Raw genomic sequence first — 23,213 nt, forward strand, 5'->3', positions numbered from 1 at the left:
CTGAGCCACCACTCTAATGTCGGGACTTACTACTTCTTTATCGTTAGTTATCGACTAAAGGAGCTCAGCATGAAAGAGAAAACAAGCATTAGCGGTTTATTACCAGAAGCTACTACCCCCACTGTTGCTGATGCGAATCCTACGCGTCGCAAACTTATCCAAAGTATTGGCTCTGCAAGCATTCTGTCCTTAATAGACCCAATGGTTAAAGCGGGTGCATGGGCAGCAGGCTCCGATGCCCCTGAGAAAACGGATGTAAAGGTCAGTTTCATTGCCCTTACAGACTGCTCTTCTGTTGTCATGGCCAACCATCTTGGTCTAGATAAGAAATACGGTGTCAAGATCATCCCCACCAAAGAAGCATCATGGGCTGCAATCCGTGACAAGCTAGTGAATGGTGAAAATGATATGTCGCACATTCTGTATGGCTTGATGTACGGACTGCAAATGGGTATCGGTGGACAACAAAAAGATATGTCACTCCTGATGTCCTTAAACAATAACGGCCAAGCAATTACTTTATCTAAAGCGCTTTACCAAAAGGGCGTTACTGATGGGGCAAGCCTTAAAGCTGTCATGGATAAAGAAAAGCGTGACTACACTTTTGCGCAAACTTTCCCAACTGGTACACACGCTATGTGGCTCTACTACTGGTTAGCGAACTATGGCATTAATCCATTTAAAGACGCGAAAATTATCACTGTTCCGCCCCCACAAATGGTGGCGAATATGCGTAGCGGAAATATGGATGGCTATTGTGTAGGTGAGCCCTGGAATGCCCGTGCAATCATCGACGGCATTGGCTTTACAGCCATTACTACACAAGCTATTTGGCAAGATCATCCAGAGAAGGCGCTGGGTACAACTTCTGACTTTGCAAAGAAGTATCCCAATACTTGTCGCGCAGTGACAGCTGCAATCTTGGAGGCGGGAAAATATATTGATGCATCAACCTCTAACAAACATGCAACTGCAGAAGTCGTGTCTGCACCTTCGTTTGTCAATACCGATGTCAGCGTGATTCAAGACCGCATGATGGGTCGCTACAACAACGGTATCGGCAAGACATGGGATGACCCGCATGCGATGAAGTTTTATAACGACGGTTTAGCGACTTTCCCATACCTGTCTGATGGCATGTGGTTTATGACCCAACATAAGCGCTGGGGATTGCTCAAAGAACACCCAGATTACTTGGCAGTTGCGAAGAAGGTTAACAATATCGCTATCTACAAAGATGCGGCTACGGCCTCCAAAACCCCATTACCAAAAAGTGATATGCGCTCCAGCAAATTATTTGATGGTGTTGTGTGGAATGGCTCCAACCCTGCTGCTTATGCAGATAGCTTCAAGATCAAAGCATGAATAAACAAAAACTCGTCATGATTGGCAATGGGATGGCCGGCGTTCGGACCATCGAGGAACTATTAAAGCTCGACCCAGAGCTTTATGACATCACCATCTTTGGTGCTGAGCCCCATCCCAACTACAACCGTATTTTGCTGTCCCCGGTATTAGCAGGCGAACAGACTCTTGAGCAAATTGTTCTAAATGACCTTGATTGGTACAAGAGCAATGGTATCCATCTTCATCTTGGAAAAACCATAACTAAGATTGATCGCAAAGAGCGCACTGTTATTGCTGATGATGGCACTGTTGAAAGCTACGATCGCTTATTGCTGGCTACCGGCTCTTTGCCATTCATCTTGCCCGTTCCAGGAAATGATTTACCTGGCGTGATTGCGTATCGTGATATTAAAGATACCAATGAGATGATTGATGTGGCGACGCGTTACAAAAATGCGGTTGTCATTGGCGGCGGTCTGCTTGGTCTAGAAGCTGCAAATGGTCTAGCTCTCAGGGGTATGAGTGTGACCGTGGTCCATCTTGCCGAATGGTTGATGGAAAGACAGCTAGATAAAACAGCGGCTGATTTACTACAAAAATCCTTGGAAGAAAAAGGTCTTAAGTTTTTACTGAAAACTTCTACTGAGGCAATTACCCCTAATACTGCTGGCGATCGTGTCGGCCATATCCGCTTTAAAGGTGGATTAGAAATACCAGCTGACTTAGTTGTTATGGCGGCAGGTATTAAGCCCAATACAGCGTTAGCCGAATCTGCAGGTTTACATTGCCAAAGAGGTATCGTTGTTAATGACACTCTACAAACGTTTGATCCAAGAGTCTATGCAGTAGGTGAGTGCGCAAGCCATCGAGGAACTGCCTATGGTTTAGTTGCGCCTTTATTTGAGCAGGCTAAGGTTTGTGCAAATCACCTTGCCGAACACGGCATCGGTCGCTATGAGGGCTCCGTAACATCAACAAAACTGAAAGTAACAGGTGTTGATCTCTTCTCCGCTGGAAACTTTATGGGAGGCGAAGGTACTGAAGAAATTACTCTAGCCGATCCTATTGGTGGCGTGTATAAAAAATTAGTTCTTAAAGATGATCGTTTAATTGGTGCCTGCATGTTTGGCGATACAGCAGATAGCACTTGGTATTTCAAGCTCATGCGTGACGAACAAAGCATTGCAGAAATTCGTGACACATTGATGTTTGGTGAATCCAATATTGGCGATGTTGGCCATCAAGGCCACAATAAAGCTGCCGGAATGACTGATGCAGATGAAATCTGCGGATGCAATGGGGTTACCAAAGGCACCATTGTCAAGGCTATTCGGGAACAGGGTCTATTCACACTAGATGAAGTGAAGAAATGCACTAAAGCCAGCAGCTCCTGTGGCTCATGTACAGGCCTAGTTGAGCAAGTGCTGATGAATGTTCTTGGCACAGATTATTCAGCAACCCCCAGAAAGAAATCGATTTGCGGATGCTCCGATCTTTCTCATGATGAAATTCGTCAAGCCATACGCTCCGGTCACTTAATTTCTCAAGAGCAAGTTCGCACCGAGCTGAATTGGAGAACACCTAACGGTTGCGCGACTTGTCGCCCTGCCTTAAATTATTATTTGATCTCCACATGGCCACATGAAGCAAAAGATGATCCACAATCCCGCTTCATTAATGAACGTGCTCATGCCAATATCCAGAAAGATGGCACCTACTCAGTTATTCCGCGGATGTTTGGTGGTCTAACTACTCCTTCTGAACTACGAAGAATTGCTGACGTTGCTGAGAAATACCAAGTGCCCACAGTGAAGGTCACTGGCGGCCAACGAATTGACTTACTTGGCATCAAGAAGGATGATCTCCCAGCGGTTTGGAAAGAGTTGGATATGCCGTCAGGTCATGCCTATGGCAAATCAATTCGCACAGTGAAAACTTGTGTTGGTGATGAGCACTGTCGTTTTGGCACCCAGTCCTCCATGAAAATGGGCGTAGATCTAGAGAGAATGCTCTTCGGTATGTACGCACCTCACAAAGTGAAGCTTGCAGTGTCTGGCTGCCCACGAAACTGCGCAGAAGCTGGCATCAAAGATGTTGGCATTATTGGTGTTGAATCTGGTTGGGAACTTTATATTGGTGGTAACGGCGGCATTAAAACAGAAGTGGCGGAATTTCTCTGTAAAGTTAAAACTGATGAGGAAGTTCGTGAATACTCTGGGGCCTTCTTACAACTGTACCGCGAAGAAGCCTGGTATCTGGATCGAACTGTCCATTACTTGGCAAGAGTTGGCATGGAATACATTAAGCAGAAGGTGGTCGACGATGCTGAAAGTCGTAAAGCTCTCTACGAAAGACTGCTGTTTGATCTAAAAGATGCTCCAGATCCTTGGAAAGACTTTGAACGTGCTGGTGTAGATGTTCGTCAATTTAAAACCATTCCTATTGTCGAGGTTGGAAATGTCTAATACCGCCCAACTTGATCAGTGGCAAAAAATCACAACCGTTGAAGAAATCCCTGTGTTGGGGTCTCGAGTTATTGAGGCCCCCGCCGGTCAAATTGCAATTTTCAGAAATTCAGAAGACGAAATATTTGCCGTATTGGATAAGTGCCCGCATAAAGGTGGCCCCCTGTCTCAGGGCATTGTCCATGGAAAATCCGTAACCTGTCCACTGCATTCCTGGAATATAGATCTCTCCACTGGCTGTGCAGTTGCCCCAGATGAAGGCTGTGCTAAATCCTTTGCAGTCAAAGTAGAGTCTGGTGTGGTTTGGCTAAGCCGCGAGGAATTGCAAGCTACTCATGGCTGAAGTTAAGAGCACCTGTTGCTATTGCGGTGTTGGCTGTGGCGTCATTATTGAAACCGCAGAAAGTAACGGAAAGATCGAGGTAACCGGGGTTCGCGGCGACCCCGATCATCCTGCAAACTTTGGCAGACTCTGCAGTAAAGGCTCCACCCTTCATCTCACTGCAAACCCAAGCCTTCAGATGCAGGCTCGGCTGGGTTCACCAGCAATCCGCAAGGCAAGAGGCGAAGATCCGGTAGATATTTCTTGGCCCGAGGCAATTCAAACTGTTGCCCAAAAATTTGCCGACATCATTCAAGAGCATGGTTCAGAATCTGTTGGCATTTATGTGTCTGGTCAATTACTGACCGAAGACTATTACATCTTTAATAAGTTAATGAAGGGCCTAATTGGCTCTAACAATATTGATACCAACTCACGCCTATGTATGTCTAGTGCGGTAGCTGGCTACAAGCAAACTTTGGGAATGGATGCCCCACCCTGTTGCTATGAAGATATTGATTCTGCATCCACTATTTTTATTACGGGATCAAATACCGCTTTTGCTCATCCGATTTTATATAGACGTCTTGAGGATGCCCGTAAAAATAATCCGGATCTCAAAGTTATTGTTGTTGATCCCAGAAAAACCGATACCGCTAAAGAGGCTGATCTCTACCTACAGATACAACCTGGTACTGATGTTGCCCTCTATCACGGGATGCTTTACATCATGCTCTGGGAGAAATGGATTAATGAGTCTTATATCAACTCATATACGGCAGATTTTGATGCGCTGCGTGATTTGGTTAGAGATTTCACGCCTAAGGCAGTAAGTCAGATCTGTGGCATTAACGAAAAAGACTTGTTCCAAGCAGCGCAATGGTTTGCAACTTCTCCCGCAACTCTATCGATGTACTGCCAGGGATTAAATCAATCAGCATCAGGTACAGCCAAGAATGCTGCTTTAGTAAATCTACACTTGGCCACCGGTCAAATAGGGAAAGCTGGTGCTGGTCCATTCTCTTTGACTGGACAACCCAATGCCATGGGTGGCCGGGAAGTTGGAGGTTTAGCCAATCTACTATCCGCACACCGTGATCTTGCTAACCCAGAACATCGTGCAGAAGTTGCAAACCTGTGGGGGGTGGATTCAGTTCCCGAAAAGCCAGGTCTTAGTGCCATTCCCATGTTTGAGGCATTGCGTACTGAAAAACTAAAAGCCATATGGATTGTCTGTACAAACCCTGCACAATCAATGCCTGATCTCAATGCAGTTCACGAGGGATTAAGCAAGGCAGAATTTGTTGTGGTGCAGGAAGCTTATACGCACACGGCCACTACCTTATATGCAGACGTATTATTGCCCGCCACTACCTGGGCAGAAAAAGTGGGAACAGTTACTAATTCAGAGCGAAGAATTTCCAAAGTAAATCCCGCAATTGATCCCTATGCGTCTGCTAAACATGATTGGCAGATCGCTCTTGAAATTGGATTAGCTCTTGAAGCGCTATTACCAGGCAATAGAAAAGAAGGAACATCCACTCTATTTCCTTACGCCGGACCTGAGGATATTTGGAATGAGCATCGCGAGAGTACAGCCGGTCGCGATCTCGATATTACTGGTTTAAGCTACAAAATCCTTGAGGAACGCGGACCACAGCAATGGCCTATGCCTAAAGGAGATTTCTTTGGCAAAAAACGTCTTTATGAAAATGGCGTTTTTCCTACCAAAGATAAAAAAGCGCACTTTATTGCTGCACCCTATAAAGCAACCGCAGAATCTGTAGATGCTCGCTACCCATTTGCCTTAAATACTGGGCGCCTCAGAGATCAATGGCATGGGATGAGTAGAACGGGAACCATTGGAACACTTTATGGACATGCACCAGAGCCTTGTGTGGAGATGTCACCCAAAGATGCTGGCAGGATGAATTTAGAAAATGGTGATTTAGTTCATGTCACCAGTCGCAGAGGTAGTGAGATCTTCCCAATCAAAGTCTCAGACGATATCGCCTCCTCCCAAGCCTTTATTGCCATGCACTGGGGTTCTGAATTTATTTCAGGCGCTGCTGGTAAAACACCGGGCCGCGGAGTCAACGGCCTTACTTGCAACATGATCGACCCCGTATCCGGTCAGCCCGAACTGAAACATTCAGCCGTCAAGATTTTGCCCGCTAATCTTCCCTGGCATTTAGTAGCTTTCGGCTTATTTCCTAAAGAAGAAGTATTTTCTGTTCAAAACAGTTTGCGCAGCATCCTGCCTCATTTCGATTCTGCCCAATGTGTTCTATTTGGTAGAGAGCAGGATGGTGGCCTCATTGGAGTTTCATTCAAGGCCGCTCACCACGATGACCCGCTAGAAGAATCAGAATCTCTTGCCGCGCAAGCTTTAAAGCAAGTGATGCAGAAATTCAAGCTAGATGAAGCATCTGGAGAACCTGTAATGCGCTATATTGATAAGCGCAGGGGCGTAGTTCGACTTGTTCGCGCTCAAGAGAAGGTTCTATCTGCCATGCTTACCGGCCCTATTGGCAGCCTAGCAAGTACTGCCTGGTTAAGAGAGTACCTAGAAAGCGGTTTAGATGCAAAAGCGCTTGGTCGGTCTTTGTTGATGCCTGTCAGCAAACCCCCTGTAGAAATTAAACTCAAAGGTAAGGCCATTTGTAATTGCTTTAATGTATCTGTAGACACAATGAAGCAATGCTTAAGCAAGATGCCTGCAGGAACCTCCCCCGATGATGCTATGAGCTCACTTCAATCAGAAACGCAATGTGGAACTAATTGTGGATCCTGCAAGCCCGAAGTCAAGCAAATTATTGTCAGCTTTCTCAAGAAAGTGGAAGTAGCGGCATAATCCTGCAATGAGCATCACATCATTCTTAAAAGTTATTGGCCGAGGCAGCAAAGGTGCCGGCGATCTTGATCGCAATCAGGCTAAAGAAGTATTCACTCAAATTCTAGATGGCAATGTCAGCGATCTTGAGCTCGGTGCATTTTGTATTGCTATGCGCATCAAGGGTGAGTCCGTATCTGAGCTCATGGGCTTTATGGATGCTCTGCAACCACATCTAAATTTACTAAATCTTGGCACACGTCCAACCATAGTCTTACCAAGCTATAACGGGGCTAGAAAACAAGCAAATCTCACACCACTTCTTTCCGGCATGCTTGTTAGTTATGGTTTTACAGTGCTTGTTCAGGGGGTCGAAAAAGATCAAACCAGGATAACGAGCCATGAAATCTTTAAGTCCCTTGGCTGGCCAATTCTCAAAACGAAAGATGAATTTAGTGCACTCCTGGCATTGAATCAACCGATCTTTTGCTCTCTTAATGTTATTTCCCCAGCGCTTCAAAAGTTATTAGATATCAGGGAGCGAATAGGTCTGCGGAATACTAGTCATGTGCTGGCAAAACTCATTAACCCAACCCTTCAGAAGCCTTGGCAAGTTTCCAACTACACCCATCCAGAATATCCAGAAAAACTACGAGAATTTTTTCAACTTCGCTCAGCCAATGCAATTTTGATTAGAGGGAGCGAGGGTGAACCAACTGCCTCCCTGCAACGATTACCTGAAATGCATTTTTTGCATGCAAATGCGAATGAAATTACAACCCCCGAAGAGCGCTTTGAAGATCTCAGTCCGTTTTTAGACATTGATGCCATTTCAACCGCATCCGTTACCGAGCAAATTCTATCTGGGCAAGTCAAATGTCCGAGCTCAATTCTCAGACAAGCCATTCAAATATCTACGATGGCTGGATTACACTAAGCGATGCTCAGAACAGTTAAACGTTTGGCATGGGTTTCATTGGGAGCAATCGTTGCGCTTGGCTTGGCCCTGCTTGCCACTAAACCACCAACAACGCCATTACTACTTGCTTCGCTAGGCGGTTCAACAATATTTCTGTTTGGCTTGACTGGTGCTCCTGCAGCACAGCCAAGAGCTTTATTTGGCGGGCACCTCATTAGCGCACTCATTGGTATTGTCTGCTACCAGCTCTTTGATGATGCTTTATGGGTTTACTTGCTTGCGGAGGTAATTACTTTGGTAGTCTTATTGCTTACGCAAACCGTTCATCCGCCGGCTGGTGCTAATCCACTCATCATGATCCAGGCGCATGCTAGCTTTGGCCATCTTACAGCAGTTGTTTTGGTAAGCGTGACGATTCTTGCGGTTGTAGCAGCCATCTGGAGTCGCCTCACTCCCGGTAAAGCCCTGCATTACCCAGTGAAGTGGAATGAACCCTCACCGCAATCCAAGGATTGGAGTGTTTGGGGGTAGCAAAGCTTAGCCCAACGAACGCTTTATTAAAGCTTTGTTTAAAAAACTTGCTAAGACCAATACAAGAGAGTCCACCAAAACGGGATGCCAGGCAAAGTCATAGCTATTAGTTCCAGCCATTACTATAAAAATACTTAAGAAAACCGCTGGTGGATGCATGCACCCAAGCAAATACATTCCAACTATCGTACCAATGACGGCAACTGGAATTCCCACAGAAATCGATGAAATTAGATAAACACAAATGAAGGCTACGCAGGAAGCCAATAGATTTGCCTCTATTAAAGTTAAGGGCGAAAAGAATTTACTATTGGGAAATAGGAAAATGCATAGAGCGCTGACTCCAAATACAGCCGTCACCATATTCTCATCTTGCGTCATATCACCCCATAGGTGATTAAAGAAGGCTATCACAAGGATGGTTAGGCCCACACCAATGGATACTCTGAGTCTATCAAACCAAGAATATTGTCCCTGGGGTGGTGCAATTTCATTAAAGAAATTAATCAGTTTATTGAAAATATTTTTCATCTAATATCAATAGACTGGTCAATAGCTTTTACAAAGTCAGATTGGGTGATCATTCCTACCAACTGCCTATTATCATTAATTACGGGGATATGGTGATGACCATCACCACAAAATATCTCAGCTAAGTCAAGCATATTTCGATCTTCACTAATTACCCTTACCGGCTTACTCATCACCTGCCCAACAGCGTTAGGCAAACTATTCAAACCGGGAACAGCTGTCCGCATAAAACCCCTGATGCGCTGTCCAAAAGTTTGGTGGAAATCCACTGCTGCACTTTTAAGAAAATCCTCTAGAGTAATAATTCCAAGCACCCTTTTTGCACCATCTATGACTGGTAAAGCTTTAACATGACGCTTGCGCAGTAAATTCCATGCTTGATCCAAAGGTGAATCCATCCCAACGTATAAGACTTCAGTGGTCATAATATTTTTACATAGCATACTTTGCAACTTCTTTTGATAAGCCCCATGTTCAACTTGAGAAATCAAATTGGCTAAATCATCCTTACTGATATCTAGTACTTGGTTATAGCTCTCCAAGACAGCGTTAATTTCCTGATCCTCGATCTTACGATTTCGTTTCTGCAGTGGAGATGAATCCAAGACGGCCTTAGGGCGTTGCGGATATGGCTTGCCAGTTAAGGAGTTATAAATGACTGCACATAAAACCAATAAAACAGCATTACCCATAACCGGAAAAAGCACAAAATGAAAATCTGTCATTCCACCAAGAGGAATTAAAAGGGCTAAAGCTGCAGCAGGTGCGTGTAAGCAACGCAAGGCAAACATTGCCAAGATTGCGAGTCCAACAGATAAGGGAATTAATAATGGTAATTCATGGACAAATTGCGTACACGCAACACCTACCAAAGCAGAAACACAACTACCCCCTATAACTGCCCATGGTTGCGCCATTGGACTTGAGGGTAAGACAAATAATAAAAATGCACTGGCACCCATCGAGGCGACAACCCATGGTGATGCGTTTCCGTAACCTGCAAGCAATAAACCAAGTCCCATCATTGCGAGCAAGCCCAGCACAACTCCTAAAACCGATCTAAACCGCTCCAACCAAGAAACTGAGGTAGTTTCTGGAAGAACAATGGTAATTAACTTTTTAAAAAAATGTCTCAAAAGCGATCTCAATAAAGGCTTATTTTAAATGCACCAAAAGTGGTACTAGTTGGGCTATTGTATGCAAATCCCTGTTTATTCTTATTATTCCGAAACATTAACCACAAAGTGCTATGGAACAAAAACTACCCCTACCCCCTTTTACTAAAGAAACAGCAATTCAAAAAATTCGAATGGCAGAAGATGCTTGGAATACCCGCGATCCTGAGAAAGTCTCCTTGGTATATACGGAAGATACCATTTGGAGAAACCGAGCGGAATTTCCAAAAGGCAGAGAGCAAGTAAAAGAGTTTCTCCAGCGTAAATGGGCCAAGGAGCTTGACTACCGCTTAATTAAAGAACTATGGGCTTTTACAGCTAATCGCATTGCAGTTCGTTTTGCTTACGAATGTCATGATGACTCTGGTAACTGGTTGCGAAGCTTTGGTAATGAGAATTGGGAGTTCAATGAGAATGGTTTCATGATGAGACGTTTCGCTAGCATTAATGATTTACCCATCAAAGAATCTGATCGAAAGTTTTTTTGGCCCCTAGGAAGAAGACCGGATGACCACCCAGGACTAAGTGATTTTGGCTTCTGATAATTTAGATTCACTCGGAGGCTTTGCTCATGCACTGATCCATAGTCGTCAGCATGTTTCTCCTAAAAGACTGATTGCACCAGGCCCCAACCTATCTCAGAAATTAGAAATTTTGAATGCGGCTGGAGCCGCCCCCGACCATGGAAAGGTAACGCCTTGGCACTTTTATGAAGTCAGCCCCGAAAGTCGTAATTTATTAGGTGACTTATTTGCAGACGCACTCATAGCAAGAGACCCAAGCGCAACGCCAACTCAAATTGATGAAGCAAAGCAGAAAGCTTTTCGAGGCCCCCTGCTTTTATTGGCAACCGCTAAGCTGCACAATGAACTTGACAATATTCCCGAGCAAGAAAAACTCATCTCCGCAGGATGTGCAATTCAAAATATTTTACTAATGGCTAATTCTTTAGGATTTGGCTCAGGACTATCAAGCGGTAAGGCTCTATACAGCCAAAATATGAGGGAGTTATTTTTACTTAAGGATAAAGAGGAGCCTCTGTGCTTCATCACTATCGGCACTATCTCGGTTCATAAGCCCAATAAGCAAAGGCCTGATGCAAATTCTTATAGTTCAGTTTTCTAATTAGATCTACTGGATATTTCTGCTTTCCAAGAAGTAAATTGGCCTAGCTGACTGGCACCTACTGGCCGTTCTGCGACATGCAGAACCTACAAAATAGCCTATTTTGACTGGCTCATGTTGGACCAGCAACCGACATTACCAATAACGGACATTGACTTTACCTATGCCGCCTAAACTTCACTGTTTAGCCAGCTTTAGCACACACTTTCCAAAAGATTCTGTTCCAGCTTTAAATCCCAATCCAATGCACTTACTCTTAGCAGCAGCCATATCATCCTTAATTGCTGGAGAATTAGATCCCTGTTTCAAACCCTCTGAAGTAGCACTAATTCCTGTTACGTTCTGCGCAACAGAGAGAAAATCTGACTTAGCGGCATCAAACTTATCCGTTGGCGCAAAAGTATTTATAACTAGTATCTCACTGGCGCCCTCAAGTATGGTGTATAGGTAGGTAACTTGACTCCCAAACAGACCGCTTAGGGTCCCCGTAACCTCAAACCGTACGGCGGGCATACCGTTAATTATTAACTTCTCCGAATTCTTAGATACGCCATCCTTAAATTTTGGATTAGAAATCAACTTGGATTCAATATTGTTCGCCATTTGGGCGATTTCTAACGTCGGCTTACGCATATAAGAAACGATGTGTATGCCTTGGTTATTTTGGGTTTTTGATTTTGCCTTTAGAACCCAGCCGTTAAACCTCTCCAAGTCTGTAATTTCTACAGGCTCATAGTCATCAGTAAGATCGACACCAGCTTTTGGTGAGAAATTAAAAGTAAATTCCAATTCAGCCCTTATAGGCAACGCTGGATTTTGACATATCGAAGATGTGCCTGAGAGGGATAGAATTTTTGCAGTGTCTCCCGTATTGGGAGAGGTAATAACATCACCCTCCTTATACGTATCTTTGACGCAAATATTTCCTTTGGCCCCTGTAATTGCATCACCTATTGCCCGTGTAGCTCCAGGTGGAATAAAAAAGAAAAACCAAGCATTGGCGTTAAATGAAAGGCCAATACCAACCAGAAAGACAAGTGCAGAAAGTTTTTTCATCGGAGTCTCTAATTTGCCATTGGCATTAGTTTTTTAAGTTCTTCCAGGATTTTTGTTGCAAAAGACTCGTACATCCAATTCATCCTTGTGTCCGTATCTCCCATGGCCCCGCCAAAGGCGTAGGAAATGTCTACTTCAAAGGTATCGAGAACTTTCTCTCCATCTTTTACATACACCTGCCCAGTGATGTAATCTGCACCAGCCAAAAATCCAAGAAGAATTGCAGACACACCTGATCTGACTCTTATATTTGTAACAACTACCTCCAATTTGAGGTTTGAATTATTGTTCTGCGTTTTCAAATATTTGCCGCTTGATAGAACGGAGTTTATTTTGCTCTGCAACCTATCCTGGCTAAAGTTATCGTTATCAGCTAGCTTCGTTTGCGCCTTAGAATCGAGAGTTACATCTACGCTTTTTAATGGTGAAAACTTAACAGCCTGCACTACCTCTTCCTTAACGACCGAGCTTTCTTTTACATTTGACATATTCCGATTAACAGTTGAGGCACACCCCATCAATCCTGCTATTAGAACCATTAAGCACAACCCGACGAATTTCTTCATTTGATACCTTTTTTCGGCGCCTATAAAAAAGCCACCCAAATTTGGGTGGCTCAAAGAGGCATTTATTAAAAATAAACTTAAAACTTGTAACCTAGACCAACCATCGCGTTGAATGCGTTTGCACTTGTATTGGTGTTGAGGTTGTATGTGCCTGTAGTACCAGAAGTCCAAGGACCACTTGCCGTCTGAGTCTGACCACCAAAACTCGTGTAGTTTGCTTCAGCAAAACCATAAAGACCGCCAGAGATAATTTGCTTGTAGCCTAAGCCAACCAAGAAACCGTTGTAGTTAGTAGTACCAGAACTACCATTGCTTGTAGTGGTTTTGATCTGTGTGCCAGCAAAACCAAATTTTCCGTAGATCATGCTTTCTGGAGTAACTGCGAAGCCAGGGGCAAGGTAAATGTCATAAGCACTATTTTGCTTGTAAGAAACTGTTTGGCTGGCAGGTGAAAGACTGGCGTTGCTCAAAGTCACATTTGCAGATTGACCGGCAAATGGTTGATAGTCGACGCCCAAGCCCAAAGTAAATTGCGGAGCTAAAGACCATGTATAGCCAGCACCCAGTGCACCATTAAAGCTATTAGCTGCACTTACAGATGCGCCCATGCCATAAGAAGATGGCGTATTACCTGCTGGAGGCGTTAGCGTTGAATTGGATACGCTAGGGTTAATTGTTGAGTAACCAATGCCAACCTGACCGTAAAAACCCTCAAATTTAGATTGAGCATAAGCGCCTGTTACGGATGCAGCCAATAAAGCCGCTACTAATATTTTTTTGTTCATTTCTACCCCTATTGTCATTATGGAAATTACAAATAAAAAGAATTACTACCATGATTATTGTAGCTTTTAGTCCGTGGCGCAATAACCGTGGCTTTTTAGCCACTAATAGCTGATAACCCTAGTATTTGGGGAAAAGCTATGTGGGACAAGGAGTTAATCAAGTACAAATCTATTCTTGCCTTAAATATCAAAACAATTAGATTGAAAATGGGTCTTGCGCAAGAGAGATTAGCGCTAGAGGCTGGCGTAGATAGGACGCTTGTGAGCAAAATTGAGCGCCAATTAGCCAACCCATCCCTTGAAATCTTAGTCAAATTGGCGGTAATTCTTAAAGTACCTGTCACTGGGTTGCTGGAATAAACATTTTGCCCACACGCCCTTTCTCGCCAGCTAGCTAAAGTTGACCCTTTCCATGGATCTGGCCATGGCCGCTGATTGCTTGGATTTGAGTCTTTTCTCATCCTCCAAAGCAGCCCGATATATTTGGTCGGTTAACTCATAGCTAATAAAGCAATCCTTACGTGGCGGCTCCATGTGATGCCATAGTGACTTCGCTTGCAGCCGGCATTTGTACATGAGGGCAAGGTTAACTTTTCGCTGCGAGTTATGAAGCGTTAGGTTCTCAAGTGTGCCTTCAAGCAGGTCTGCCATTTCCCAATAGGTGCGAGCTAATTTAACTACATCCAAGTTGGTGGTATCTGCCTTGCGCACATCCCTTTTAGCTGGGTCTACACGCCTTGGAGTCTTTGGTTTACGTGTTTTGGTTATGTTCTGTTCCATGTTGATTGATTCCTTTAAGTGTTTGGGTTGGGTGCTACTGTTCCATTAAGTTTGGAATGCTGTGTTTAGAGTATTTACATAGCGCCTAATTAGCTGTTATTTGTGGTACTGCTAGTGATTTGTATGTGATGTTTGGCCACATAGCCTTTATTGCTACTGGGCACGGTGTTCGTATAGCTTTTTACCGAGGGAGCGGAAAGATTATGTCCATCCACCACCTCGGCATTTTTTTATGGGTACTACTCGGGGTCGAGCATGCTTAACAGCCACTCTGGTATTTCTTCGTATCCAGTCTCTGCCAAAGTCATAGTCAAGCGAAATAGTTGATTGATAGTCAATTTGGCTTGAGGTCTGCCTAGCTTCACCTTGATAAATATAAAGTCGTCGGGCTTGAGTTTTGCTCTTTGCCCCTCCCAAATCTGCTTAAGCTCTAAAGTTTGGGCTGTGGTTAGTGTGTGAAGGGTTGTTTTTGATTCATTCATTGTATTTTTCCATTGTTATTTGTTGGGGTTATTTCCAAGCTATTTCCAATTAGGGCCTTCTAACCACAGGTTGTTTCGGGTTATTTCCAAGTTGTTTCCAAGCTATTTCCAATCTGTTTCTCAAAGAACGAAAATAGAGAGATAGGGAGGAAGGGAGAGAGATTTTTAATCTCTCCCTCCCATCTTTCGAGGACCTTTTTATTTTGGAAATGGCACAGGTTGTTTCCTTATTTCCATTTGTTATTTCCTTAGGGGAAGAAACAACCCCCTCCCCGCAGAGCCCCTGTTTATAAGGGTCTATTTTTGGTTGTTTCCACCTATTTCCAAGTAGTTTCCAAAAGCTATTTCCATTTCTCATACCGCAAAATCCTCCACTTTTGGCAGCGAATACACCGCCTTAGTATTGGATTCCACAGGTATCCCAAGCTCGATAGCCTCTTTGCCACTCATCATTTCCAACACGCCGTCTTGGACTAGCTTGCTGACCGATGCCGTTAGCTTTTGGTACTTGTTACCCCCTGTTGAGTCCATGAGGGCCGAAAGGGTCTTGATGGTGATATATGGCTGCCCATACCCACGCACAGCACCCATCACCTCTGTTTCGTACTTGGTAATTTGGCGGATCTTGCCTTCCTCTTTACGCTCCTCAAATCCTGACTTAGAAGCGAAACCAACGCGATAAGACTCGATTAGCTTATGACCAAGACGATTGGTTACCTCAACTTCATAACGCTCAGTCTTGAAGCACAGCTCGTTAAATGCAGCCTCGTAACGCTTTTTACCCATAATCAAGAACCGCTTGTCTTCACCGACTTGTGGATCCTTAATAACAAACCCAGTGCCGTGAACATCCGCACCAAAAGCTGATGCTCCTCTGGCTGTCATGCTCTCTATGTCTGCCTTGTTGTTTACCTTGCTGATATGAGCAATTAGCCATAGTGATGTACCTGTCTCAGAACAAGCTAACTTAATGGTACTGATGAACTCAGAGACCAGTGCGTTGTTGTTTTCGTCCTCTAGGTCCAGCGTGGCAGCCAGTGTGTCTGCAACAATTAGTGGAGGTATTAAAACGGGCTCGCCATTAGCTCCATCCATGTAAGCCTTATTCTCAGCCGCAAAGTCTCTTATCAGCTTAGCAATCTGTCCTTTAGACATGCGCTGGGTTTCTCTAACGTGGAACCACCTATTAAACTCATCCTCAGACTTATTAACGCCGCAATGATTGCGTAAGCCTGAGAGAATCCTAAGGGCTTGTTTTCTATCCTCAGTGAGGTATAGAACCGGCCTTCTTAATGCAGGCTTGAGCTCATCTCCATCAGCGCAAAGATGTGCGGCATACGCAGCCAACGGCAATAGCAAAGTTGTCTTACCAATTCCACTCTGCCCAGCCAACACAAAGATCCCTTCGGCAATGATTCCATCTATTACATATTCGGTGGCAGAAGTCTGCTCCAGTGCATAGCTTTGATTCTTAAGAGCAACTTGTCCAAACTTTGGAAACTCTTTAGCCAACCAACGCAATGTTGAAGCTGTAACAGACTCCTTGGCTCCGCCTTTGTAGAAGGTGCGCCATTTGTAATTAAGCTGTGAGTCACCACCATAAGCACCAAACACATCCGCATCTTGAATTGAGTACTCTTTCCAAATATCTAAACCTTCGTCTGACCCTCTGGTTTGGTGATGGATTGCCATACCCACCTTAAGCCAAAATTCATAACCATCGTCAGGCGGCTGTATCGACATCACAATGCTTCTTAATTCGTCATCACAGAGGTTTAAATCTCTTGTTTGTGCGAAGCCATCAAATGCCTGTTTAGAAGCCTCGTATGCCTCTGTAGAGCGTTTTAGATACTTGTCCAATACCGCAAGATCAACTGGTGACTTGGGGAACTCCTTGGCGCTGTATTGGTAGTCCACGTCTCCAGTAAGTGCAATAAACATATTGCTTTTGAACACCTCAAAGCCAATGTCATGGTCCTTGTAATTAGAAAATGGCTTATCTGTTTTGGTAATGATGTGATAGCCCTGACCGCTGACAGACTTCTCCACAAATCCTCTGGCGCTTTCCAAAATATCCTTGGCAACAGGCTTTAAGTTCCCGATTTGATCAAACACCTTGTCCAAATCTATGCCAATGATTAGGTCGTTTTTAAACGCCATACCAATGCCGTGAATCGCAGGCATTTGTTTGGCTGCTTCTTGGGCAAACACTTTTTCTGCCTCGTCTAGGGTGACAAAGCAGGTCGGGTCATTCTGACCGCCATAGAGCATTGTTTTTGGGTTTATTGGTCGCTTGATAGTCTTGCCCGTTTTAGGGTCTTGCTCCAACTTCCAATAAATATATGTGCGCTCAGCTCTTAATTCTTTAGGTATTGAACTGTAGTTGCAATTTGGGCGCGACGCGCCTGTAGATTCTTTCATTTTGTAAATCCTTCATTCACTCGATCGTTAAATGCCACGAACTCGGTGCGGATTCATTTTTCGTCGGGACTCTCACTGTTTCCAGCCGCCCCGCAACTTGATTTACCACTGACTAATTCCGCATCAGTGGAGCGCTACTTGCTCGGTCTTACATGGTTAATTCGTAGCTATCAACCAATTGGGCGACCCTGCCCTGCATTGACACTTACTACTCTTGCTCTGCCTTCTTACCTCTTATTGAGCCACTAGGGGCGCTATCTCCGCGCAGTTCGCGAATCAAACTCGCTATCTCCTCGTTGAAATCTATGGGCTCAGCTAAATCCGCTTTCTTACCTTTGCCTGCCGTTCCAACAGGTTGGTAGGCGCTGTTGGTATACACATCGCCAAAGTTTGCTTTTAGTAAAGACTGAATTAGCGTGCTGTTGGAGTCCTTGTTTGTGTAGCTCTCAATTAGCCTGCGCTCGTGAAATGCTCTACTTGAAGTCATAGCGACTGACAGGGCATCTTTAAAAGACTTTCTAGCCCTTGCCCAATCCTCTAGTTGCTCAATGCTCACGCTCAATGCATCAGCCATGATAGCTATGGTTGCACCACCTTTGCCCAGCTCCATAACTTGGTTGTCAAACTCTTTTAGGTATCCCTTCGCACTGATCACCTTCTTCATTTGACACTCCCACGCTTACCTACCACTACAGCACCGCTTTCAAAAAACTCGGCAGCACCAATGGTTTCTGTAATTAGCTTATGTGCGGGTGGCGAAACTAATACGCCCATATCAGCAGCAGCACTTAAACGCGCAATCATTGCAACAAAATCACTAAGGTCTTGTTTGCTCAGTTCACTTAGCTCAGAGCGTTTGAGCCAGATACGACCCCTACCATTGGCTGTAGCCATGGGAAAAGTGAATCTGATCATTTTGTCTCCCTCGTCATATTCGACGTAAATCACTTTATCGACGTTGTATTCTGCGAACAGAAAACGAAACTCGAAAGCCTCGTGTGCGCTTGATCTAGGTTGTGGCAATAGCTCGGTGATCAGCTCAAAAGTAATGTTTTTCAATGGTTCCATCTCTCTGGTTAATAGTTGTTGTATGTCCGATAGCTCAAATCCGTATTGCTTTAATCCATAAGCAGCTTGCAATAGCCACACATGAAGAAAGTATGGAATCTCTTGCTCGAGGTACGTCTCGTGCATCTCCTGCAAGATGGCGTTGGTGAACTGATGCGCCTTATCCAAGGTTTTGTTTATCTCTTTCGGGGTCATTGCTCAGTCCCATACAAAATGTCGTGGATGAACGGAGGAATATCCAAATCCAAGTCCGCCAAGATCGTGGCGCAAGCAAACAACTGGGCGCGTGACATCTGCGCCTCGGGCTGGCTTAGTCGAATCCAAATGGGTGCTGATTTTCTGTCATCTACCAATTGATTGCGGCGGATAGGAGCCCAGATTGCTTTGAGCTCTTGAGTTTGCGCTTGGGTGAGTTTGATGTTATCAGTGGGCGTTTTTGTTTCTCCAGATAGATTCTGGATAGTTGCTGTGTTTTGGTTTGGGGGATGTAATACCGCTGAGTGCATAGGAATGCCTTTAACTTAATAAAAATGAATGAATAAAAAGGAGTTTTGTCAGCTCAAGTGGTGACGCACTAACCAACGTATTGGCCTACTGCTAGAGATCAATTTAGAAGCGTTTTAAGACCCCTAGGAGATGCGTTCGATGTACAGAGATACTTGGGGCTCAAATTCTCTAGGGCATACACAACAATACAAATATCGAGCACTTTTCGCTCTTAAAGAAAAGCTACCTCTACCTATACTAATACGCAAAAAGAGCCGTTTTCGCCCTGCTTTTTAAACTATTTTTATCACTGTATTAAGTGTCGTTATCTTGGCGCTATCGGCGCTTAACTATCACAATCTTGATCTTGCCAATAACCAATAAAACAAAGCCAATGAGGCAATAGAAAAGAGATTGAAAACTAAATCCAGAGTCGTCAAGAAAAAATAGCCCAAACAACAGAATTAATGATCCAAAGATTTGCATATCAAAACTGCTTCAGTGCTTTGCTTACCGACTCCACTAACTCTGTAGCACCACTTCCATGCACAGGCAAAGACTCTTGGAATGTGGAGGGGTTACAGTATCCATTGAAAGAATCATCCACAAAGGCCACCACAGAGTCATAGCGCCGATCAAACACCAACACTGAGCAATCGGCTTCGTAGCCATCGTACGGATACTCTTGGCTGATTCCGAACACCACCCAGCGGCGATCTTTATGTAGGACGCTGTGCCCTGATAGTTTTGGTAGGCTCACTTTGACTTTCTCTTTGATGCAATGTACTCCTCGGCCTCAGGTGGCTCCATGTGTATGGTTTGGTATTCAAAAATACTGGTTTTCTTAACACCACTATCTGTGAAGTGAATCTTCAACGTGCCACTAGCAAAGTCAATATCAATCTGCTTGATCAACTGGCGTATCGTTGCATTCTTTAAGCCCCCACCCGCCTCCAGCTCTTCTTGAGCAGTCTCAAATACGCGGCGATTCAGTGGTGCCCTACTGGCTTTGAGCTCTTTTAACTTGGCCTTTACTTCATCCATCTCCTGCACGACTTTCTTATTCTGTAGTCGCGCAGCTACCGACTTCAGATCAACAGGAAAATCAAAAAACACTGACAACTCCCGCTCCCTGTTCTCTAGCGCCCTAATCTCTTTGAGTGTCTGGTCTTTTGCATCGGCGTATTTGTGCTCTTGTACCGCCTCCATCACAGTAGCTAAAACGTCTTCATAACGGCGTGTAAGGTAAGGGCAGTCGTAATTACTCACGAGGGAGTGCGCACACACCAATATCCGCGTCACTGGGCGCGTTCCATCTTTACGCTTGTGCCCATGTGATCTGACATGATGTGCAGCTCCCCCACACTTGGAGCACCTAACCAAGCCAGATAAAGGGTGGATGTTATTGCTTGACGCCCTAGCGGTCTTGCTAGATAGATTTAAGTTTGCTACTTTTTGGTAAACACTATCCGTTATTACCTTTGGAAAGTAACTCGGATGCTCAACCCCATCACCAGTAACCAGCGTGCCTATTACATTTGGACTCTTTAGCAGCTTCTTAATTGTCCCCGCGCTCCAATACTTAGCTCTGCCTGTTGCCGTTGGGATGTTGTCGGCGTTAAGTGTCTTAGCTATAACTGTGGAGCCATAACCCTCGGCAGCCATCTTGAAGATCTGCTTGATGACAGGCACCTTATCTTTAAGGGTCTTACTCTTGTCGCTAGGATCAATCCAGAACGGCACGCGCTTGGTGAGCATCACCCCCTTAGCTATCTGGTCGAACTTATTACTCCAAGCAGCTTTAACGCGCAGCCCTTTGGTCTTACTCTCTTCATTTGCTCTTGCCATCATCATCACGGACAGGATTAGACTTATCCCCCCATCGCTATTCATCTGATCCTTGTCGAATATCTTCCCGTCATGCAAGGTGACCACCACAATCTCTGCATCAATCAGATCCTGGAACTGGCGCAGTGCCTTGGTGGGTTCCTGACGGGACAACCTGTCGAAGTTCTCCACCAATAAGTAGCTGCCCTTCTCAATCAACCTATCCTCCACCATCCGCAAGAACACACCCAGCGCGCCCTTTGTGGCGTGTACGCCCTTGTAGGCTGAGCGCCCCTCATCACGCAGGTCTAGACTGGTATCGAGCACCAGACCCAAATGCTTATTGCGCTCAAGGAACTGGGTGGCTAGGTCCTGCTGCCTGCGTATAGAGTCGCCCTTAGCCTGTTGCTCAGAGGAGAAGCGGATGTATGAGTAAGCGGTTGTAGTCATGCGATTATTATACATGTTGTTTGTAATTAAACCAAATGCCCATATAGATCCCAACCGCAGTCACCTCAGCAATGCCGACAACAATCCAGTAGGTCCAATAACCCCAACCCACCATATAACCGGCAAGTGGCCCAACATAAGTATTTGCGTAAGCTGCGAACGAGCCAGCAACAGGCTCATGAACAGCCATTTCACCCAGCGCACGCAGCACGATAAAAGCAACGATGCCCGCCAGTAAATAGCCCAAGAGAATGGAGGGTCCCGCAATTTGAATTGCGCTTGCTGATCCGAGAAATAGTCCAACACCAATCGTTGACCCTAAAGCCATTAAACGAATGTGTCGTACCTTGAGGTGGCGTTTCAGGCCATGTTGTTCAGTCTGCAAAAGAGACCTCCTTTCGATTTAGCGTTGGCAATTTACCAACTAAGCGAAGTCTAGGGATCTGTTTGCAGAAGTACTAGGGGATCAAATTACCTAAAGTGATTAAAAGTTTAAAAACGAATGTAAAAGTTTTGCTTAACCGTCATTCAGAAGTACGAAAGCAGGAAAATAAAAAGGGGACGGCAAAAGAATCAGTAATTTCCTACAGGGAATCCCCTTAAAGATTTATATCAACTTCAGTCGGTTGCTGCAATCAGATTCAAAATCTCGGCAGCTGCAGCTAGCCCACAGGCAGCCGTCACCATCACAGTTGAGCCATAGCCAGAGCAAGCTAGTCCACCGCTAGATGCCCCCGCCCTAGGCTCATGCGAGTAGATAGCGCGAATCCCGATTTTTCTCTTGAGATTTCTTGAGAATCCATGGTCTTGTCTTAGTCCTTGGCGAACCTTTGCTAGCAAGGCATCTTGTTCCGTTTTAGAAAGATCATCGCAGCGCACAGCAGTGGGGTCCGACTTACCGCCAGCAGCACCGCACATCACCAGTGCACGATCATCCTTTCGCGCCCATACTGCCAAAGCGATTTTCGTTTGAACTGAATCGGTGGCGTCAAGCACAAAAGCATTAGCCGGAATGAATACATCTAAATTATCCGGCTCTAAAAATTCATCAATGGAAGTTAAAGTGATCTCAGGATTAATAAGACGAATACGCTCACCCATCGCTTGAACTTTGGCTTTGCCATACTCACCTTCTAATGCATGTAACTGTCGATTGGTATTGCTTTGAGCAATATGATCTAAATCAATTAGGACCAAATGACCAATACCGGTTCGAGCCAGCGCTTCAGCAGCCCAAGATCCAACACCACCTAGGCCAGCAACCACAACCGTTGCCTGGCGAAAGCGTTCGCGTAGGTCTGAGCCATAGAGCCGAGCCACACCTCCAAAACGACGATCTTCTAAGTTAACCTCAACCTTGTCTTCTGCCATAGCTTCTCTTTATACTGAATAAATGGACCCCATTGCTCAACTTCGTAAAAACTACACCCTTGGACAGCTCTCCGAAACAGATGTTCCAGCTGATCCAATGCCACTATTTCAACTATGGTTTGAGCAAGCTGTGAATGCTGCATGCCCAGAACCGAACTCAATGACTCTTGCTACCGCTGATAAAGCAGGAAATCCATCAGCTCGTATTGTCTTACTAAAAGGCGCAGATCAAAATGGTTTCACCTTTTTTACCAATTACAGCAGTCAAAAAGGCAGAGAGCTGGCTGACCGTCCTCAAGCAGCGCTACTCTTTCACTGGCATGAACTAGAACGTCAAGTGCGCATCAGCGGAACAGTCGAACGTGTTTCTCCAAGCGAAAGTGATGAATACTTTCATTCGCGTCCAGCAGCCTCCAGAATCGGCGCATGGGCTTCCCCACAAAGCTCCGCTATTCCAAGTCGTGAGTTTTTGGAGGAAGCTGAAAAACGCTTGAAGGCGGAATTTGGTGAAGCACCACCTCGCCCAGACCATTGGGGTGGATATCGTCTAAAGCCCACGGAAATAGAATTTTGGCAGGGTCGTCCTTCTCGTCTACATGATCGGATGCACTATCAAATGGATGGTGGCGCTTGGCGGATCACTCGCCTTGCCCCTTAAAGAGGATTTAGAGCT

General features: G+C 45.0%; 25 protein-coding genes and 1 pseudogene. 10 read left to right on the forward strand and 16 right to left on the reverse strand.

Annotated features, from left to right (window positions below; translation table 11 throughout):
• The first annotated feature begins 69 nt into the window (after window positions 1-69).
• The 6 genes from ICN46_RS06010 to ICN46_RS06035 are packed head-to-tail and all read left to right on the forward strand — an operon-like array spanning window position 70 to window position 8,417.
• Window positions 70-1,365, forward strand: coding sequence for a CmpA/NrtA family ABC transporter substrate-binding protein (locus tag ICN46_RS06010; RefSeq protein WP_216860306.1), 1,296 nt, complete (start codon window positions 70-72; stop codon window positions 1,363-1,365).
• Window positions 1,362-3,812, forward strand: a complete 2,451-nt coding sequence (gene nirB / locus ICN46_RS06015) for a nitrite reductase large subunit NirB (RefSeq protein WP_216205957.1) — start codon at window positions 1,362-1,364, stop codon at window positions 3,810-3,812. Before ICN46_RS06010 ends, nirB begins: the two co-directional genes overlap by 4 nt.
• Window positions 3,805-4,155 carry a nitrite reductase small subunit NirD gene (nirD, locus tag ICN46_RS06020; RefSeq protein WP_216205960.1) on the forward strand — a complete coding sequence of 117 codons (351 nt, stop codon included), beginning with the start codon at window positions 3,805-3,807 and terminating at the stop codon, window positions 4,153-4,155. The genes nirB and nirD overlap by 8 nt, the downstream gene beginning before the upstream one ends.
• The gene (locus tag ICN46_RS06025) at window positions 4,148-6,988 is read left to right on the forward strand and encodes a nitrate reductase (protein ID WP_216205961.1); all 2,841 of its coding nucleotides are present in this window, start codon (window positions 4,148-4,150) and stop codon (window positions 6,986-6,988) included. Before nirD ends, ICN46_RS06025 begins: the two co-directional genes overlap by 8 nt.
• Before the next feature lie 7 nt (window positions 6,989-6,995).
• Window positions 6,996-7,904 (forward strand): DNA-binding protein YbiB, encoded by a 909-nt coding sequence (ybiB, locus tag ICN46_RS06030; RefSeq protein ID WP_216205964.1) that lies wholly within the window; start codon window positions 6,996-6,998, stop codon window positions 7,902-7,904.
• A gap of 3 nt (window positions 7,905-7,907) precedes the next feature.
• Entirely contained in the window at window positions 7,908-8,417 is a 510-nt protein-coding gene (locus tag ICN46_RS06035; protein WP_011902845.1) for an HPP family protein, read from the forward strand.
• A gap of 6 nt (window positions 8,418-8,423) precedes the next feature.
• Here the strand turns inward: ICN46_RS06035 and ICN46_RS06040 are convergent, their stop codons facing one another.
• Together ICN46_RS06040 and ICN46_RS06045 are read right to left on the reverse strand one after the other, a co-directional pair.
• A complete protein-coding gene (locus ICN46_RS06040; RefSeq protein ID WP_071465697.1) occupies window positions 8,424-8,948 on the reverse strand; it encodes an HPP family protein in 525 nt (174 codons plus the stop codon).
• Window positions 8,945-10,084: an HPP family protein gene (locus ICN46_RS06045; RefSeq protein ID WP_161485573.1), complete on the reverse strand. Its 1,140-nt coding sequence runs from the start codon at window positions 10,082-10,084 to the stop codon at window positions 8,945-8,947. Before ICN46_RS06045 ends, ICN46_RS06040 begins: the two co-directional genes overlap by 4 nt.
• A 113-nt stretch (window positions 10,085-10,197) precedes the next feature.
• Between ICN46_RS06045 and ICN46_RS06050 the strand changes: the two genes are divergently transcribed.
• Both ICN46_RS06050 and ICN46_RS06055 read left to right on the forward strand, forming a co-directional pair.
• A complete protein-coding gene (locus ICN46_RS06050) occupies window positions 10,198-10,665 on the forward strand; it encodes a nuclear transport factor 2 family protein (RefSeq protein ID WP_216205968.1) in 468 nt (155 codons plus the stop codon).
• Window positions 10,655-11,248, forward strand: a complete 594-nt coding sequence (locus tag ICN46_RS06055) for a nitroreductase family protein (RefSeq protein WP_216205973.1) — start codon at window positions 10,655-10,657, stop codon at window positions 11,246-11,248. Before ICN46_RS06050 ends, ICN46_RS06055 begins: the two co-directional genes overlap by 11 nt.
• 177 nt (window positions 11,249-11,425) lie before the next feature.
• On the opposite strand, the gene ICN46_RS06060 is transcribed toward ICN46_RS06055, so the two are convergent.
• The 3 genes from ICN46_RS06060 to ICN46_RS06070 form a co-directional block, all read right to left on the reverse strand.
• Entirely contained in the window at window positions 11,426-12,304 is an 879-nt protein-coding gene (locus ICN46_RS06060; protein WP_216205977.1) for a hypothetical protein, read from the reverse strand.
• Between the two features lie 8 nt (window positions 12,305-12,312).
• Window positions 12,313-12,870 (reverse strand): DUF4410 domain-containing protein, encoded by a 558-nt coding sequence (locus tag ICN46_RS06065; protein WP_216205980.1) that lies wholly within the window; start codon window positions 12,868-12,870, stop codon window positions 12,313-12,315.
• Window positions 12,871-12,947: 77 nt separating this feature from the next.
• Complete coding sequence (locus tag ICN46_RS06070; protein WP_216205982.1) at window positions 12,948-13,655, reverse strand: outer membrane protein; 708 nt, start codon at window positions 13,653-13,655, stop codon at window positions 12,948-12,950.
• A gap of 138 nt (window positions 13,656-13,793) precedes the next feature.
• Between ICN46_RS06070 and ICN46_RS06075 the strand changes: the two genes are divergently transcribed.
• On the forward strand, window positions 13,794-14,015 hold the full coding sequence (locus ICN46_RS06075) for a helix-turn-helix domain-containing protein (protein ID WP_216205986.1): 222 nt from the start codon (window positions 13,794-13,796) through the stop codon (window positions 14,013-14,015).
• A 30-nt stretch (window positions 14,016-14,045) separates the two neighbouring features.
• Here ICN46_RS06075 and ICN46_RS06080 read toward each other — a convergent pair whose 3' ends face one another.
• The 11 genes and pseudogenes from ICN46_RS06080 to ICN46_RS06130 form a co-directional block, all read right to left on the reverse strand.
• Window positions 14,046-14,435, reverse strand: a complete 390-nt coding sequence (locus ICN46_RS06080; protein WP_216205988.1) for a hypothetical protein — start codon at window positions 14,433-14,435, stop codon at window positions 14,046-14,048.
• A 239-nt stretch (window positions 14,436-14,674) separates the two neighbouring features.
• Window positions 14,675-14,917, reverse strand: coding sequence for a hypothetical protein (locus ICN46_RS06085; protein WP_216205991.1), 243 nt, complete (start codon window positions 14,915-14,917; stop codon window positions 14,675-14,677).
• A 49-nt stretch (window positions 14,918-14,966) separates the two neighbouring features.
• Window positions 14,967-15,275: a hypothetical protein gene (locus ICN46_RS06090; protein ID WP_216205994.1), complete on the reverse strand. Its 309-nt coding sequence runs from the start codon at window positions 15,273-15,275 to the stop codon at window positions 14,967-14,969.
• Window positions 15,272-17,338, reverse strand: a complete 2,067-nt coding sequence (locus tag ICN46_RS06095) for an AAA family ATPase (RefSeq protein WP_216205997.1) — start codon at window positions 17,336-17,338, stop codon at window positions 15,272-15,274. Before ICN46_RS06095 ends, ICN46_RS06090 begins: the two co-directional genes overlap by 4 nt.
• A gap of 208 nt (window positions 17,339-17,546) precedes the next feature.
• Window positions 17,547-18,002 (reverse strand): hypothetical protein, encoded by a 456-nt coding sequence (locus ICN46_RS06100; protein ID WP_216205998.1) that lies wholly within the window; start codon window positions 18,000-18,002, stop codon window positions 17,547-17,549.
• Window positions 17,999-18,601, reverse strand: a complete 603-nt coding sequence (locus ICN46_RS06105) for a hypothetical protein (RefSeq protein ID WP_216206002.1) — start codon at window positions 18,599-18,601, stop codon at window positions 17,999-18,001. The genes ICN46_RS06100 and ICN46_RS06105 overlap by 4 nt, the downstream gene beginning before the upstream one ends.
• Window positions 18,598-18,912: a hypothetical protein gene (locus ICN46_RS06110; protein ID WP_216206006.1), complete on the reverse strand. Its 315-nt coding sequence runs from the start codon at window positions 18,910-18,912 to the stop codon at window positions 18,598-18,600. The genes ICN46_RS06105 and ICN46_RS06110 overlap by 4 nt, the downstream gene beginning before the upstream one ends.
• 467 nt (window positions 18,913-19,379) lie before the next feature.
• Window positions 19,380-19,652, reverse strand: a complete 273-nt coding sequence (locus ICN46_RS06115) for a hypothetical protein (protein ID WP_216206008.1) — start codon at window positions 19,650-19,652, stop codon at window positions 19,380-19,382.
• A complete protein-coding gene (locus tag ICN46_RS06120) occupies window positions 19,649-21,169 on the reverse strand; it encodes a recombinase family protein (RefSeq protein WP_216206011.1) in 1,521 nt (506 codons plus the stop codon). The genes ICN46_RS06115 and ICN46_RS06120 overlap by 4 nt, the downstream gene beginning before the upstream one ends.
• A 28-nt stretch (window positions 21,170-21,197) precedes the next feature.
• Window positions 21,198-21,497: pseudogene (locus ICN46_RS06125) on the reverse strand (amino acid permease); the annotation flags it as partial.
• Window positions 21,498-21,787: 290 nt separating this feature from the next.
• Complete coding sequence (locus tag ICN46_RS06130) at window positions 21,788-22,540, reverse strand: tRNA threonylcarbamoyladenosine dehydratase (RefSeq protein ID WP_216206013.1); 753 nt, start codon at window positions 22,538-22,540, stop codon at window positions 21,788-21,790.
• Between the two features lie 22 nt (window positions 22,541-22,562).
• On the opposite strand from ICN46_RS06130, the gene pdxH reads away from it, so the two are divergent.
• On the forward strand, window positions 22,563-23,198 hold the full coding sequence (gene pdxH / locus ICN46_RS06135) for a pyridoxamine 5'-phosphate oxidase (protein WP_216206015.1): 636 nt from the start codon (window positions 22,563-22,565) through the stop codon (window positions 23,196-23,198).
• The last annotated feature ends 15 nt before the right edge of the window (window positions 23,199-23,213 follow it).

Origin of the sequence: Polynucleobacter sp. Latsch14-2, from assembly GCF_018881925.1 — a bacterium.
Lineage (GTDB): Bacteria > Pseudomonadota > Gammaproteobacteria > Burkholderiales > Burkholderiaceae > Polynucleobacter.